Source organism: Variovorax palleresanus (assembly GCF_051144945.1).
Taxonomy (GTDB): domain Bacteria; phylum Pseudomonadota; class Gammaproteobacteria; order Burkholderiales; family Burkholderiaceae_C; genus Variovorax; species Variovorax paradoxus_S.
In genome coordinates, this window is record NZ_JBJNVP010000001.1 from 702,075 (window position 1) to 715,183 (window position 13,109).

12 protein-coding genes are annotated in these 13,109 nt (G+C 67.3%); 8 read left to right on the forward strand and 4 right to left on the reverse strand.

The window, feature by feature from the left end; all coding sequences use genetic code 11:
- Positions 1 to 44 precede the first annotated feature (44 nt).
- From ACJ7Z0_RS03330 to ACJ7Z0_RS03340, 3 genes are read left to right on the forward strand one after another with little or no spacing between them, the layout of a single operon-like run.
- A complete protein-coding gene (locus ACJ7Z0_RS03330) occupies positions 45 to 1,277 on the forward strand; it encodes a TolC family protein (protein WP_434788666.1) in 1,233 nt (410 codons plus the stop codon).
- Positions 1,274 to 2,761: an efflux RND transporter periplasmic adaptor subunit gene (locus ACJ7Z0_RS03335; protein ID WP_434788667.1), complete on the forward strand. Its 1,488-nt coding sequence runs from the start codon at positions 1,274 to 1,276 to the stop codon at positions 2,759 to 2,761. The genes ACJ7Z0_RS03330 and ACJ7Z0_RS03335 overlap by 4 nt, the downstream gene beginning before the upstream one ends.
- Entirely contained in the window at positions 2,758 to 5,937 is a 3,180-nt protein-coding gene (locus tag ACJ7Z0_RS03340; RefSeq protein WP_434788668.1) for an efflux RND transporter permease subunit, read from the forward strand. Before ACJ7Z0_RS03335 ends, ACJ7Z0_RS03340 begins: the two co-directional genes overlap by 4 nt.
- On the opposite strand, the gene ACJ7Z0_RS03345 is transcribed toward ACJ7Z0_RS03340, so the two are convergent.
- Positions 5,883 to 6,773 carry an MBL fold metallo-hydrolase gene (locus tag ACJ7Z0_RS03345; RefSeq protein WP_434788669.1) on the reverse strand — a complete coding sequence of 297 codons (891 nt, stop codon included), beginning with the start codon at positions 6,771 to 6,773 and terminating at the stop codon, positions 5,883 to 5,885. The genes ACJ7Z0_RS03340 and ACJ7Z0_RS03345 overlap by 55 nt on opposite strands.
- A gap of 110 nt (positions 6,774 to 6,883) precedes the next feature.
- Between ACJ7Z0_RS03345 and ACJ7Z0_RS03350 the strand changes: the two genes are divergently transcribed.
- The 3 genes from ACJ7Z0_RS03350 to ACJ7Z0_RS03360 are packed head-to-tail and all read left to right on the forward strand — an operon-like array spanning position 6,884 to position 8,129.
- Positions 6,884 to 7,207 carry an ArsR/SmtB family transcription factor gene (locus ACJ7Z0_RS03350; protein WP_434788670.1) on the forward strand — a complete coding sequence of 108 codons (324 nt, stop codon included), beginning with the start codon at positions 6,884 to 6,886 and terminating at the stop codon, positions 7,205 to 7,207.
- Positions 7,207 to 7,641 (forward strand): YeeE/YedE family protein, encoded by a 435-nt coding sequence (locus ACJ7Z0_RS03355; protein WP_434788671.1) that lies wholly within the window; start codon positions 7,207 to 7,209, stop codon positions 7,639 to 7,641. The genes ACJ7Z0_RS03350 and ACJ7Z0_RS03355 overlap by 1 nt, the downstream gene beginning before the upstream one ends.
- 11 nt (positions 7,642 to 7,652) lie before the next feature.
- The gene (locus tag ACJ7Z0_RS03360; RefSeq protein ID WP_434788672.1) at positions 7,653 to 8,129 is read left to right on the forward strand and encodes a DUF6691 family protein; all 477 of its coding nucleotides are present in this window, start codon (positions 7,653 to 7,655) and stop codon (positions 8,127 to 8,129) included.
- A gap of 52 nt (positions 8,130 to 8,181) precedes the next feature.
- On the opposite strand, the gene ACJ7Z0_RS03365 is transcribed toward ACJ7Z0_RS03360, so the two are convergent.
- Positions 8,182 to 8,970: a Crp/Fnr family transcriptional regulator gene (locus tag ACJ7Z0_RS03365; protein WP_434788673.1), complete on the reverse strand. Its 789-nt coding sequence runs from the start codon at positions 8,968 to 8,970 to the stop codon at positions 8,182 to 8,184.
- 214 nt (positions 8,971 to 9,184) lie between these two features.
- On the opposite strand from ACJ7Z0_RS03365, the gene ACJ7Z0_RS03370 reads away from it, so the two are divergent.
- Both ACJ7Z0_RS03370 and ACJ7Z0_RS03375 read left to right on the forward strand, forming a co-directional pair.
- Positions 9,185 to 9,694, forward strand: coding sequence for a Rossmann-fold NAD(P)-binding domain-containing protein (locus ACJ7Z0_RS03370; RefSeq protein WP_434788674.1), 510 nt, complete (start codon positions 9,185 to 9,187; stop codon positions 9,692 to 9,694).
- 151 nt (positions 9,695 to 9,845) lie between these two features.
- On the forward strand, positions 9,846 to 10,859 hold the full coding sequence (locus ACJ7Z0_RS03375; protein WP_434788675.1) for a tyrosine-type recombinase/integrase: 1,014 nt from the start codon (positions 9,846 to 9,848) through the stop codon (positions 10,857 to 10,859).
- A gap of 27 nt (positions 10,860 to 10,886) precedes the next feature.
- Here ACJ7Z0_RS03375 and ACJ7Z0_RS03380 read toward each other — a convergent pair whose 3' ends face one another.
- Both ACJ7Z0_RS03380 and hydA read right to left on the reverse strand, forming a co-directional pair.
- Complete coding sequence (locus ACJ7Z0_RS03380) at positions 10,887 to 11,573, reverse strand: GntR family transcriptional regulator (RefSeq protein ID WP_434788676.1); 687 nt, start codon at positions 11,571 to 11,573, stop codon at positions 10,887 to 10,889.
- A 70-nt stretch (positions 11,574 to 11,643) separates the two neighbouring features.
- Positions 11,644 to 13,098 carry a dihydropyrimidinase gene (gene hydA / locus ACJ7Z0_RS03385; protein ID WP_434788677.1) on the reverse strand — a complete coding sequence of 485 codons (1,455 nt, stop codon included), beginning with the start codon at positions 13,096 to 13,098 and terminating at the stop codon, positions 11,644 to 11,646.
- Positions 13,099 to 13,109 lie beyond the last annotated feature (11 nt).

Genomic DNA, 13,109 nt, shown 5'->3' on the forward strand with positions numbered 1-13,109 from the left:
TCGTCCGCTTGCCGGCGATTGTCTCGTTCGTCCGCGGAGTTGCCATGTCCATTCTTTTTTCCCGCGCAACCGCAATGGTTGTTGCGCTGCTGCCGTGCCTTGCGACGGCGGCCCCCCTTTCCCTCGAGGCCGCGCTCCAGCTCGCGGCCCAGCGCTCCGAAACCGCCAGGGCCGCCCGCGCCGGAGTCCTGAGTGCGAGGGAGGCGTCGCATGCGGCGGCACAGCTTCCCGACCCGACGCTGCGTGTCGGCATCGACAACCTGCCGGCGACAGGGCCCGACCGTTTTCACACTGCGCGCGAATCGATGACGATGAAGCGCATTGGCATCAGCCAGGAATGGCTCTCCGCCGGCAAGCGTGCGGCGCGCCAGGCGGCCGCCGATGCGGCGGTCGGCCGGGAAACGGTGCAGGCGCAGGCTGCCGCCGCCGAGACGCGCCTGCAGACCGCGCTCGCCTACCTGGATGCCTTCTACGCTGGCGAGAGCCTGAAGCTCGCAACGCGCATGGAGCACCATGCGCACGAAGAGCTGGAGGCCTCGCGTGCGCGCCTGTCCTCGGCTGCGGGGAGCAGCCAGGACGTGCTGGCGCTGACGGGCGCACGCGGCGTCTCGGAAGACGGCACGGCAGAAATCCGGCAACAGCAGAACACTGCCCGCGTCGCATTGCAGCGCTGGATCGGCGTGCAGCCGGACGAGTTGCAGCCCCCAGGCGCCGTTGCGCTTCCTAGCGAAGAGGCGTATGTCGCCGCGCACCCCACGGTTGCGGCGATGCAGCGCGATGCCGATGTGGCCAGACAGGCCGCGGCGGTCGCTGCGTCCAACCGCAAGCCCAACTGGACCTGGGAGCTTGCCTACGGCCAGCGTACCGGCTATTCGGACATGGTGTCGGTGGGCGTGAGCATTCCGCTGCCCGTGGCACCCGGCGAACGCCAGGACCGCGACACCGCCGCCAAGCTGGCGCTGGCCGAGAAGGCAGAAGCCGAACTGGCCGAGGCCACCCGCGCCGCCACGGCCGAGTACCGCACCCTGCTTGGCGATGCGCAGCGCCTGCAGCAGCGCGTCGACCGCTACCGCACTGGTGTGGTCGTGCCCGCCGGCCAGCGCACGGCCGCCGCGATGGCTTCCTACCGCTCCAATCAGGGCAGTCTGCTCGCCCTGTTCGAGGCGCGGCACGCCGAAGTCGAAGCGCAGCGCAAGCTGCTGGCGCTGCAGCGCGATCTTGCCAAGACACACATCCAACTGGCCTTTCGGCCGCTGACTGCCGAGGTGGCGCAATGAACCGGACACTGACCATCGGCGTATCGCTGCTGGGCGCCCTGCTGCTCGCAGCCGGCACTTTCTACCTGGGCCGCAAGACAGGCCAGATCGCAACCATGGCGGCCGCGCCGGCAGCCAGCGCCACGGCGGACGGTCGCAAGGTTCTCTACTGGCACGACCCCATGGTGCCGGGACCGCGCTTCGACAAACCCGGCAAGTCGCCGTTCATGGACATGCAGCTGGTGCCCATGTACGCCGACAACGCCGCGAACGAAGCCGGCGTCAGAATCAGCCCCGCCGTGCAACAGAACCTCGGCATTCGATATGCCAGCGTTCGGCGGACCGAAACCTCCTCGTCGTTCGATGCGATCGGGACGGTGCAGTTCGACGAGCGCCTGAACGTGGCGGTGCAGACGCGCGTGGCCGGCTATGTCGAGCAGTTGTCGGTGCGGGCACCGATGGAGCGCGTGCGCAAGGGCCAGGCCCTGGCCACCGTCTTCGCACCCGACTGGCTCGGACCGCAGAACGAATGGCTCGCGCTCAAGCGCTCGGGGGTCTCGGCCGATCTGGTCGCGGCTGCCCGCGACCGCATGCGGGCCCTGTCCATTCCCGCCGAGCTCATCCGGCGCAGCGAGGAAACCGGCACCGCACAAGCGCGCTACGTGCTCACTGCGCCAATCGACGGCGTGGTGGCCGAGCTGGGCGTGCGCGAGGGTGTCGCTGTTGCGCCGGGCACCACGCTGTTCCGCATCGCGGGTCTGCAGAAAATATGGGCAGTGGCCGAGATCCCGGAAGCGCAGGCGGTGCGCCTCGCGCGCGGCCAGAAGGCCAAGGCCGTTCTGCAGGCCGATGCGTCGCAGTCGTTCGACGGAACGCTCGACGAAATCCTGCCCGAGATCAATGCAACCACTCGCACCTTGAAGGCCCGCTTCGAGGTCGACAACAGGAACGGAAAGCTCACACCCGGCATGCTGCTGCGCCTTCAGGTGGCGGGACCGGCCATCACGCGGCTGGTGGTGCCTTCGGAGGCCGTCATCCGCACCGGGCGACGTGCCGTCGTCATCGTGCGCAAGGCCGACGGCGCCTTCGAGCCGCGCGACGTGTCGCTGGGCGCGGATGCGGGGGACGATACCGAAGTCGTCTCGGGCTTGTCCGAAGGTGACCAGGTCGTGGCAAGCGGGCAATTCCTGATCGACTCGGAAGCCCGGCTGCGGTCCGTGCTCGGCAGCATGACGGCGACCGCACCGGCATCGGCACCGGCCGCAGTGCTGCACAAGGCCGAAGGCAGGGTCGAGGGCGTGGCGCCCGATGGCATCACCATTTCGCACGGACCCGTCGCAACGCTCCAGTGGCCCTCGATGACCATGGGCTTCGGCAAGGCGTCGCCCGGCGCGTTCCCCGAGATCAAGCCGGGTGACCAGGTACGTTTCGAGTTCAAGGAGGGCGGCTCCATGGGCTATGAGCTCGTCTCCGTGCAGCGCGCGCAACCGGGCGCCCAACGATGATCGCCGCCCTGATCCGCTGGTCGATCGGCAACCGCTTCCTGGTGCTGATCGCCACCGTGTTTCTGATGGCCGCGGGATGGTGGTCGGTGGCCCGCACACCGCTCGATGCCTTGCCCGATCTCTCGGACACGCAGGTCATCATCCGCACGCCCTACCCCGGCAAGGCGCCGCAGGTGGTCGAGGACCTGGTGACCTACCCGCTGACCACCACCATGCTCAGCGTGCCCGGTGCCAAGATCGTGCGCGGCTACTCGTTCTTCGGCGACTCGTTCGTCTACGTGCTGTTCGACGACAAGACCGATCCGTACTGGGCGCGCTCCCGCGTGGTGGAGTACCTCAACCAGGTGCAGGCCAGGCTTCCCGCGGGCGCCAGCGCTTCGCTGGGTCCCGACGCGACAGGCGTGGGCTGGGTCTACGAGTACGCGCTGATCGACCGCACCGGCACACGCGACATCGGGCAACTGCGCGCACTGAATGACTGGTTCCTCAAGTTCGAACTCAAGACCGTACCCGACGTGGCCGAGGTCGCGAGCATCGGCGGCATGGTGCGCCAATACCAGGTGGTGCTCGACCCCGACCGCATGCGCGCGCTGGGCATCACGCAGTCGACGGTCGTGGAGGCACTGCAAAAGGCCAACCAGGCATCGGGCGGCTCGGTCGTCGAATTCGCGGAGGCCGAATACATGGTGCGTTCGCGGGGCTACCTGCGTTCGCTCGACGATTTTCGAACGATACCGCTCTCGGTGACGGGCACGACGCCCGTGCTGCTGCGCGACGTGGCCGCGGTGCAGATCGGCCCCGAGATGCGCCGTGGCATCGCCGAGCTGGACGGCGAAGGCGAAGTGGCCGGCGGCGTCATCGTCATGCGCTCGGGCAAGAACGCCCGCAGGGTCATCGAGGCCGTCAAGGCAAAGCTCGAAACGCTCAAGCCCAGCCTGCCGCCGGGCGTGGAGATCGTGCCTGCCTATGACCGCTCGCTCCTGATTGACCGTGCCGTCGAGAACCTTCGCAGCAAGCTGATCGAGGAGTTCGTCGTCGTGGCGCTGGTCTGCGCGGTCTTCCTTTTTCACCTGCGCTCGGCGCTCGTGGCGGTCGTGACCTTGCCGATCGGCGTGTTGGCGGCGTTCGTCGTCATGCATTGGCAGGGCGTCAACGCCAACATCATGTCGCTGGGCGGCATCGCGATCGCCATCGGCGCGATGGTGGACGGTGCCATCGTGATGGTCGAGAACGTGCACAAGCACATCGAAGCCTTCGAGACGGCAAAGGGCCGCCAGCCCACGGTGGCGGAGCGATGGCAACTCGTCGCCGATGCGTCGGTGGAGGTCGGTCCTGCGCTGTTCTTTTCGCTGCTGGTGATCACGCTGTCCTTCGTGCCCGTGTTCTCGCTCGAGGCGCAGGAGGGTCGGCTGTTCTCGCCGCTGGCATTCACCAAGACCTATGCGATGGCCGCTGCGGCAGGCCTGTCGGTGACGCTGATACCGGTGCTCATGGGCTATCTGGTGCGCGGACGCATTCCGCGCGAAGGCGCCAACCCCGTGAATCGCTTCCTGATGGCGGTGTACCGGCCCGCGCTGGAACTGGTGCTGCGATTTCCCAAGGGAACGCTCGCCATCGCTGCAGTGTTGCTGGTACTGACCGCGATCCCGCTGACGCGGCTGGGTGGCGAGTTCATGCCACCCCTGGATGAAGGCGACCTGCTCTACATGCCCTCTGCGCTGCCCGGCCTTTCGGTGTCGAAGGCGTCCGAACTGCTGCAGCAGACCGACCGATTGATCAAGACCGTGCCCGAGGTCGAGCGCGTGTTCGGCAAGGCCGGCCGGGCAGACACGGCAACCGACCCGGCGCCGCTCGAGATGTTCGAGACCACCATTCAGTTCAAGCCCAGGGCGCAATGGCGGGCGGGCATGACGGCCGACAGGCTGGTCGAAGAACTGGATCGTGCCGTGAAGGTGCCGGGCCTGAGCAACGTGTGGGTGCCGCCGATCCGCAACCGCATCGACATGCTGGCCACGGGCATCAAGAGCCCCGTCGGCATCAAGGTGGCGGGGACCGACCTGGCCACCATCGACGCGCTGACCATGCAGATCGAGGCGGCGGTCAAGAACGTTCCCGGCGTCTCGTCGGCGCTGGCGGAGCGGCTCACCGGAGGGCGCTATATCGATGTCGACGTCGATCGGCTCGCCGCGGCGCGCCATGGCCTCTCGGTGGCGGACGTGCAGGCCGTGGTGTCGACGGCAATCGGCGGCGAGAACGTCGGCGAGGTCATCCAGGGGCGCGAGCGCTATCCCATCAACCTCCGGTATCCACGCGAGATCCGCGATTCGCTGGAGCGGCTTCGGCAGCTGCCTTTCGTGACGGCCCAGGGCGCGCAGTTGCTGCTGGGCGATGTCGCGAAGATCGCCATCGCCGACGGACCGCCGATGCTGCGCAGCGAGAACGCGCGGCTGTCGGGCTGGGTCTACGTGGACGTGCGCGGCCGGGACCTGCGCTCCGCCGTCAACGACATGCAGGCGGCCGTCGGCCAAGCCGTGAAGATGCCCGCCGGGTACGCGATGTCGTGGTCCGGCCAGTTCGAATACCTGGAGCGCGCGACGGAGCGCCTGAAGCTGGTCGTTCCGGCAACGCTGGCGGTCATCTTCGTGCTGCTATACCTGCTCTTCCGGTCCTTCGGCGAGGCGGCCCTGGTGATGGCCGCCGTGCCGTTCTCACTCATCGGCGGCTTCTGGCTCATCTGGGCGATGGGCCACTCGATCTCCGTGGCCACGGCGGTGGGCTTCATCGCGCTGGCCGGCGTGGCGGCCGAGTTCGGCGTGGTGATGCTCGTCTATCTGAAGAACGCCCTGGCGCGACGCCTCGAAGCCGGGGAGCCGATGAACGACCAGACCCTGCTGGCCGCGATCCGCGAAGGCGCCGTGCTGCGGGTGCGGCCCAAGGCGATGACCGTGGCCGTCGTGATAGCGGGCCTTCTGCCCATTCTCTGGGGCAGCGGCACCGGTTCCGAGGTGATGACGCGCATCGCCGCGCCCATGGTGGGCGGCATGGTCACCGCGCCGCTCCTGAGCCTGCTCGTGGTGCCCGCTGCGTGGTACCTGATGCGCCGGCGCGCCCAGCCCTGGGCTCACCCGCCGTCGGTGCAGCGAACCGGCAGCGCATTCAGCGGAATGCGCAGGTAGCACACGCCGTTGTCATCGGGCGGAGGCAGCCGGCCGGCGCGCACGTTGACCTGGATCGAAGGCAGGATGAGCGTCGGTACATCCAGTGTGGCGTCGCGCGCGCGGCGCATGGCGACGAACTCGTCCTCGGCGATGCCGTCGCGCACGTGGATGTTGCGCGCGCGCTGCTCCGCGACCGTGGTCTGCCACTGTGCCATCCGCGATGCGGGCGGGTAGTCGTGGCAGACATACATCGGCGTCTCGGGTGGCAGGTCGAGCAGGCGCCGCATCGATGCGTACAGCTGGTGCGCGTCGCCCCCGGGGAAGTCGGCCCGCGCGCTGCCGAGGTCCGGCATGAAGAGCGTGTCGCCGACGAAGGCCGCGCCGCCGATCAGATAAGCCATGTCGGCGGGCGTGTGCCCCGGCACGAGGATGGCGGTGGCCTCGATGCCGCCGATGCGGAAGGTCTCGCCATCCTTGAAGAGATGGTCGAACTGGCTGCCGTCGGGCAGGAAGCTGCGCTCCAGGTTGTAGAGCTTCTTGAAGGTGGCCTGCACCGTGCGGATGTTCTCGCCGATGGCAATGCGCCCGCCGATCCGCGCCTGAAGGTAGCCGGCCGCCGAAAGGTGATCGGCATGCGCATGGGTCTCCAGGATCCAGTCGACCTGCAGCCCGTGTTCGGCGACGCACGCCAGCACCCGGTCGGCGCAGGCGGTGGCGGTGTGGCCCGACTTGAAGTCGTAGTCGAGCACCGGATCGATGACGGCAGCCCGCAACGTGGCCGGGTCCCATGCGAGGTAGGAGACCGTTCCGGTCCTCGGGTCGAAGAAGGCCTGGACGTTGGCGGATGTGTTCATGGCTGCCTCGCGGGTCTATTAATTGATCTATCGATAAATATTCTATATATTGGTATATTGTTGTCAACGCCGATGAAATGGACGACCGACTCATGCCTGCTGTGCGAACCATGAAATCCCCGCCCCCCGTCTTCGATGCCGAGGTGCTGCGCGGCGCCGCCGCTCGCGCGGTCGGCGTGATGAAGGTGTTGGCCAACGAGGACCGCATGCTGCTGCTGTGCCAGCTTTCGCAGGGAGAGATGTGCGTGAGCGAGCTCGAAGCGCAGCTAGACATCCGCCAACCGACGCTGTCGCAACAGCTGGGCGTGCTGCGCAACGAGGGCGTGGTCACCACGCGACGGCAAGGCAAGAACATCTTCTACGCCGTGGCCGATCCGGCGCTGCTCGAGATCCTGGCCCTGCTCTACCGCATCTACTGCCCGAAGGAAGAATGATGACCATCGACTGGACTGTATTTACGCCATGGACGGCGCTGGCGGGCGGCGTGCTCGTCGGCGCGGCCACTGCGATGTTTCTGCTGCTCAACGGCCGCATCGCCGGCATCAGCGGCATCGTTGGCGGACTGCTTCGGCTCGTCAGCGGCGACGTGGCGTGGCGCGTGGCCTTCGTTGCCGGCCTTGTCGTTGCGCCAATGGTCTATGCGATCTTCACGGACTGGCCGAAGCCGCAGATCGAGGCCGGCTATGGCACGCTGGTGTTGGCCGGTCTGCTGGTCGGCGTGGGCACGCGCTACGCGGCGGGATGCACGAGCGGCCACGGCGTCTGCGGCCTGTCACGCCTGTCGCCGCGCTCCTTCGCGGCCACCGCGGTCTTCATGGGGGCCGGGTTCCTGACCGTGTTCCTCATGCGCCACCTTCTGGGTCTCTGAGGAACACTGCCATGGCCTTCTTCACTTCATTTCTCGCCGGTCTGGTGTTCGGCCTGGGCCTGATCGTCTCCGGCATGGCCAATCCCGCCAAGGTGCTCGGCTTCCTGGACCTGGGTGGACGATGGGATCCGTCGCTTGCTTTCGTGATGGCCGGTGCGATTGCCGTCGGAGCCGTTGCGTTTGCAGTGGCCAGGAGGCGCACGCAGTCGCTGCTCGGCGCGGCGATGCAGCTGCCCAGCCTGCGGTCGATCGATCGGCGCCTCCTCATTGGCAGCGCCGTGTTCGGCCTCGGCTGGGGCATCGCGGGTTTCTGTCCGGGCCCGGCGTTGGTGGCAGTGGGCATGGGACAAGCCAAGGCGCTGGTCTTCGTGATCGCGATGCTGGCCGGCATGGGCGTTTTTGAATGGCTCGAGGGGCGCAAGGAAGCGAAGCACCCGCGAGAGAAGCGTTCGAAGGCGCATGGACGCCGGCGATCCGTGTCGCGTTGATCGAGTTGCGCGTGCCGTCGAGAAAGAGTGTGAATAGCGTCGGTTCGCCCCGTCACTGCAGCAGCGCAGGCGCCGGCGCGAGGCAGCGCTGCACGAAGGCCGACAAGGCACCCACGTCGGGGATCTGCACGTCGCGGCGGCCCTTCTCGACAAACTCGATGACCTTGTCGCGTGCGAGCCGCGACAGCGCCCGGCTCACGCTCTCCAGCGTCATGCCCAGGTAGTTGCCGATCTCGGCACGCGTCATGCGCAGCGTGATCTGGTCGGTCCGCATGCCACGCTCGGCCAGCGACTCGGCCCAGTAGCGCAGAAAATCCGCCACCCGCGCATCGGCCGGCAGCGTGCACACCGACATCAGCGAATCGCGGTCATGGGCGATCTCGCGGCTCATGGCGGTGTGGAACACCTGCAGCAACGTGGGTTCGGCCAGGCAGGCGGCAAGCAGCGATTCGTACGAGACCACCCAGACCTCGCCCGTGTCCATGGCGACGGCGTCGCACGAATAGTGTCCGCCGGCGATGCCGTCGAAGCCGAGCCAGTCGCCGCGGAACTTGAGGCCCACCACCTGCTCGCGGCCGTCCGCGGACAGGTTCACGATCTTGAACAAACCCGAGTTCACGATGTACAGGTTGCCGAAGCGCTCGCCCGACTGGTAGATCACGTCGCCGGCGTGCACCACGCGGCGTTGCGGGGCCAGGCGCTCCTGCAGGAGCTTCTGCGTTTCCACCAGCTTCTGGCAGGCCCGCTCATGAATCGCCCTGCCTTCCGGCGGCAACGCGCGCGTTGCGAGAAAGCCGGTCATCGCCGGTGCGGCGGTTTCGGTGCGGGCGGGGTTGTACATGTGAAGAGCTCCTGGAGATGTGTATGTCGCGGGTCGATGGAGGAATGCTAGGAAGCGCGCGGCAACACAGTGACAACACTCGAAGTCGGTCGGTAACGCTGGGTGAATGGTTTGTGTCCGGTGGGTAACAGCGCCCACCCGCGCGCCGCTTTGATCTGCATCAAGAGCGGCCGGCCCGCTGCGGCTAGCCTTCCTGCGTCACACAAGGGAGTTCATGCGCTTTCCCTTCGAAATCCATAATTCGTCGGCCTTCCAGACCTTGCTGCCTGAGGACGAGACAGCCCTGCTCGGGCGCGCCCGTCTCCTCCAGGCGGCGTGGCTACGCGCCGCTTTTCCGCTGCAGCTCAAGGGGAAGAATCTCGGGATCTTTTGTGACGAAGGAAGCGAAGGCAGCGAGAGCCGGGCGCTGTTCCAATGCGCGGCGGAGGCGCTGGGCGCGCATGTCGCGACCATTCGCCCCGCCCTTTCCAGCCTGGGCAGCCCCGGTGAGGTCCGGCACACGGCACAGATCCTGAGCCGTTTCTACGACGCGGTGGAGTGCCAGGGGATGGCGCCGGAACTCGTGCGGCAGATCGGCCGGGAAGCTGCCATTCCCGTCTATGACGGCATTGCCTGCGGGGCCCATCCCACGGCGGCGCTCGCCGATCGGCTCGACGACCGGACATCGCCTGAGGACAACAGGCGATTCGTGCTGCAGGCGTTGCTGCTGGGCAGCATTGGCTGAGGAGTGAGCGGGGCGCCTTCGTGCGGCATGATGCCCTTGCCCCTCCAAGTAAATACACTAACGGCAAGCGGATTAGCAACAACCACGACTGTCCAAGGCTCTACCCCATCGCCTGTTCTCCAACATCAAGGCCCGCCGTTAGCGTATTTTTATGTCGTCACTTCCACTCTTCCCCGAGCCCTCCGGCGAATCGCATCAGGCCGCTTTCGACCGTTGGCTCGCGGCGCAGCAGGAAAACGGGGCCTTGCGGCAGCCCTCTTCGATCGCGGTCTACCGGGACATGTGGGGCAGTTTCACGGCCTGGTGCCTGGGCCAGTCGCCCGCCGTGACACTGGCGTCGCTGGACATGGGCGACCTGTCGGCGTTCCAGCAGGCGCGCTTCGGCATGAAGAGCGACGACCTGTCGCTGTCTCCGCGTTATGCGCTGCGCCTGCTCCGGCTCATCGACCGGGTGCTGCGCCACCATGCGGAGACCCACGGAACGCCCGCCAACGCCGCGGCCTCGGAATGGATCGCGACCCAGCCCGAGGTTCGCTATGCGGATTCGGCGCGGGCGGATCCCCTGCCGGAATTTCTCTCGGTCTCCGAGGCCCGGCATCTCATCACCTTTCTTTCCAGCGCCCGGCCCCGGCCCGGCGACCGGCACGGCCAGGCCGCGCTCAGCTGGCAGGCATTGCGCAATCGGGTGGCTGTCGCCCTGCAGCTGGGCGCGGGGCTCACGCCCGGCGACGTCCGCGTGCTGCGGCTCGACGCGCCGACATCGCAGATCGCCGGCCGGCGCGAACGTCCGTGGAAGGTTGCCGTGCCGGGCAACGGCAACTCGCCGGCGCGCGAGGCACCCATCGCTCCTTGGGCAGGCGAGCTGCTCCAGCATTGGCTGAAAGTGCGCGCCGAGACGACGATTGCGGGCGACTTCCTGTTTCCGGCCACGCGCACCGGCAAGCCCTGGAGCAAGGAAGCGCAGTATGTGGCCGCCAAACAGGTGCTCGAAGACGCGGGCATCGATGCCGCCGGCGGCGGGTCGTTCCTGCTGCGCCACACCTTCGCGCTGCGCCAGCTGCGCCGCGGCGCCAAGCTCGACCAGGTGGCGCGCTGGCTCGGCATCGAGCCCGAGGCGATGGGCAAATATCAGCGCGTGCTCACGGGTCCGGCCGAAGTCATCTGAGCGCCAGCCGGCGGCTCCGCGCCGGCATCAGTCGACAAGCGCGCGCTTGACGTCTTCCTGCAGACTGCGCAGATGCGCGCGCATCGCCGCGCGCGCCCGTTCGGGATCCCTCGCGCGCAAGGCCGAGATGATCTCGCCGTGCTCTTCATGGTTTTCACGCTGGCGGTGCAACGGGCTGTGCAGCCGGAACAGCCGTGCGTTCACGCGCAGTTCCTCGACCAGGCGCGGCAGCACCACATTGCCGCTGGCCGACGAAATGAGTTGATGGAATCGGTCGTCGAAGTGCCAGTGCTCGATCTCGTCGTGCTCCCCGGCGTCGAGCGTCTTCAGATCGGCGTCCAGTTCATCGAGCTGCGCTTCGGTGATCTTGTCGACCGCCAGCACGATGGCCTCGCACTCGATGATCTCGCGCGCCCGCATGCAGTCGAAGTACTCCTTGGTGCCCAGCGCGCGCACCGCGTATGAACGCGCGTCGCGGCGCACGAGCAAACCTTCGCCCGCAAGCCGGACGAGTGCTTCACGCATCGGCGTGCGCGAAATCCGCAGTTCGTCCGCGAGGCGGCCTTCCTGCAGCGGGCTGCCCGCCGAAATCTTGCGATCGAGGATCAGCGTGCGCAGTCTCGAGTAGGCCTGCTCGGCCAGGCTCGCGGAGCGGACTTCGAGCGGCGCGATGGTGATTGTGGCTGGCTGAGCCGGGCTGGGAAGGCTTGGCATGCGTGAGAAGTTGATTGCCACGAAAGGTGGGGAAACGCCTGGAAGGCCAGCCGCGGCGGGGCTGAAAGCTTCACAGCCATTTGGCGAGCGGATTCTCGGCGTTGGGCGCGCGCGGGCGCAGGCAGGGCTGGAACTCTCCCGCACCTGCTTCCGCCGAGAACACGCCATTTTCCCATACCACCCGCCCCCTCGAAAGCGTGATTCCCGGCCAGGCGCGCATCTTCATGCCCTCGTAGGGCGTGTAGTCGGCCGCATGGTGGAGCATGTCGTTGCGGATGACTTTTTCGTGGCCCTCGCCGAACGTGTCCCACACCACCAGGTCCGCATCGCTGCCGACCGCGATCGTGCCCTTTTTCGGATACAGCCCGTAGAGCCGCGCCGGATTGGTCGACGTGAGTTCGACGAAGCGGTGGACGTCGATGCGCCCCGTCAGCACGCCTTCGCTCATCAGCAGCGGAAGCCGGGTTTCGACACCTGGAATGCCGTTGGGAATGCGGTCGAAGGACGCATCCTCGCCGGCCACGCGCTTGCCGTCGCTGCCATGGATGTTGAAGGGCGCATGGTCGGAAGAGAAGATCGTGAAAAGGCCGCTCGAAAGCGCGTTCCAGATGAACTGCTGGTTGGCCTTGTCGCGCGGCGGCGGGCTGCAGATGCAGCGTGCGCCGTGCATCGGATCGTTGGGGTCCACCCCCAGGTCTTCCGCGCTCAGGAAAAGGTACTGCGGGCAGGTCTCGGCATGGATCGGCAACCCGCGCCCGCGCGCCCAGTGAATCTGCTCGACCGCCTCGCGGCCCGAGACGTGGACGATCAGGATCGGTGTATCGATCAGCTCGGCCAGCGCAATCGCGCGGTGCGTGGCTTCGCGCTCCACCGCCATCGGCCGCGAGCTCCCGTGATAGCGCGGCGCCGTCAGCCCGGCATCGAGCAACTGCTCGGTGAGCCAGGCGATGCAGTCGCTGTTCTCGGCATGGATCATGGTCATCGCGCCGTGCCGGCGCGCCACCGCGAGCACCTCGATGATCTGCCGGTCGGCGAGCTTCAGGTCGTCGTAGGTCATGTAGATCTTGAACGAGGTGTAGCCCTTCTCGATCAATGCCGGCAGCTCGCGCTGCGTCACGTCCTTGGTCGCGTCCGCGACGATCAGATGAAACGCATAGTCGATCACCGCCTTGCCTTCGGCGCGCCGGTGATAGTCGTCCACAGCTTCCTGCATGCTGCGCCCCTTCTGCTGCGCGGCGAACGGCAGCACCGTGGTGGTGCCGCCGCAGGCCGCCGAGCGCGTGCCGGTGAAGAAGTCGTCCGAGAAGCGCGAGCCGTCGCTGGTCGGCTGGTCGAAGTGGCAGTGGCCGTCGACGCCACCGGGCGTCACCAGCCGGCCGGCCGCGTCGATCTCTCGCGCGGCGCTGCCGTCCAGTCGATGGGCGATGGCGCTGATGCGCCCGTCGCGCACACCGATGTCGGCGCGGTAGCGGTCGCCCACGGTGGCGATGTCGGCATTGCGAAGAATCAGGTCGTAGGAGCTCATCGATGGGTCCC

Excerpts from the sequence above, each read along its gene's own strand:
- ACJ7Z0_RS03330 (WP_434788666.1), top strand. The coding sequence starts at position 45 with ATGTCCATTCTTTTTTCCCGCGCAACCGCAATGGTTGTTGCGCTGCTG.
- ACJ7Z0_RS03335 (WP_434788667.1), top strand. The coding sequence starts at position 1,274 with ATGAACCGGACACTGACCATCGGCGTATCGCTGCTGGGCGCCCTGCTG.
- ACJ7Z0_RS03340 (WP_434788668.1), top strand. The coding sequence starts at position 2,758 with ATGATCGCCGCCCTGATCCGCTGGTCGATCGGCAACCGCTTCCTGGTG.
- ACJ7Z0_RS03345 (WP_434788669.1), bottom strand. The coding sequence starts at position 6,773 with ATGAACACATCCGCCAACGTCCAGGCCTTCTTCGACCCGAGGACCGGA.
- ACJ7Z0_RS03350 (WP_434788670.1), top strand. The coding sequence starts at position 6,884 with ATGAAATCCCCGCCCCCCGTCTTCGATGCCGAGGTGCTGCGCGGCGCC.
- ACJ7Z0_RS03355 (WP_434788671.1), top strand. The coding sequence starts at position 7,207 with ATGACCATCGACTGGACTGTATTTACGCCATGGACGGCGCTGGCGGGC.
- ACJ7Z0_RS03360 (WP_434788672.1), top strand. The coding sequence starts at position 7,653 with ATGGCCTTCTTCACTTCATTTCTCGCCGGTCTGGTGTTCGGCCTGGGC.
- ACJ7Z0_RS03365 (WP_434788673.1), bottom strand. The coding sequence starts at position 8,970 with ATGTACAACCCCGCCCGCACCGAAACCGCCGCACCGGCGATGACCGGC.
- ACJ7Z0_RS03370 (WP_434788674.1), top strand. The coding sequence starts at position 9,185 with ATGCGCTTTCCCTTCGAAATCCATAATTCGTCGGCCTTCCAGACCTTG.
- ACJ7Z0_RS03375 (WP_434788675.1), top strand. The coding sequence starts at position 9,846 with ATGTCGTCACTTCCACTCTTCCCCGAGCCCTCCGGCGAATCGCATCAG.
- ACJ7Z0_RS03380 (WP_434788676.1), bottom strand. The coding sequence starts at position 11,573 with ATGCCAAGCCTTCCCAGCCCGGCTCAGCCAGCCACAATCACCATCGCG.
- hydA (WP_434788677.1), bottom strand. The coding sequence starts at position 13,098 with ATGAGCTCCTACGACCTGATTCTTCGCAATGCCGACATCGCCACCGTG.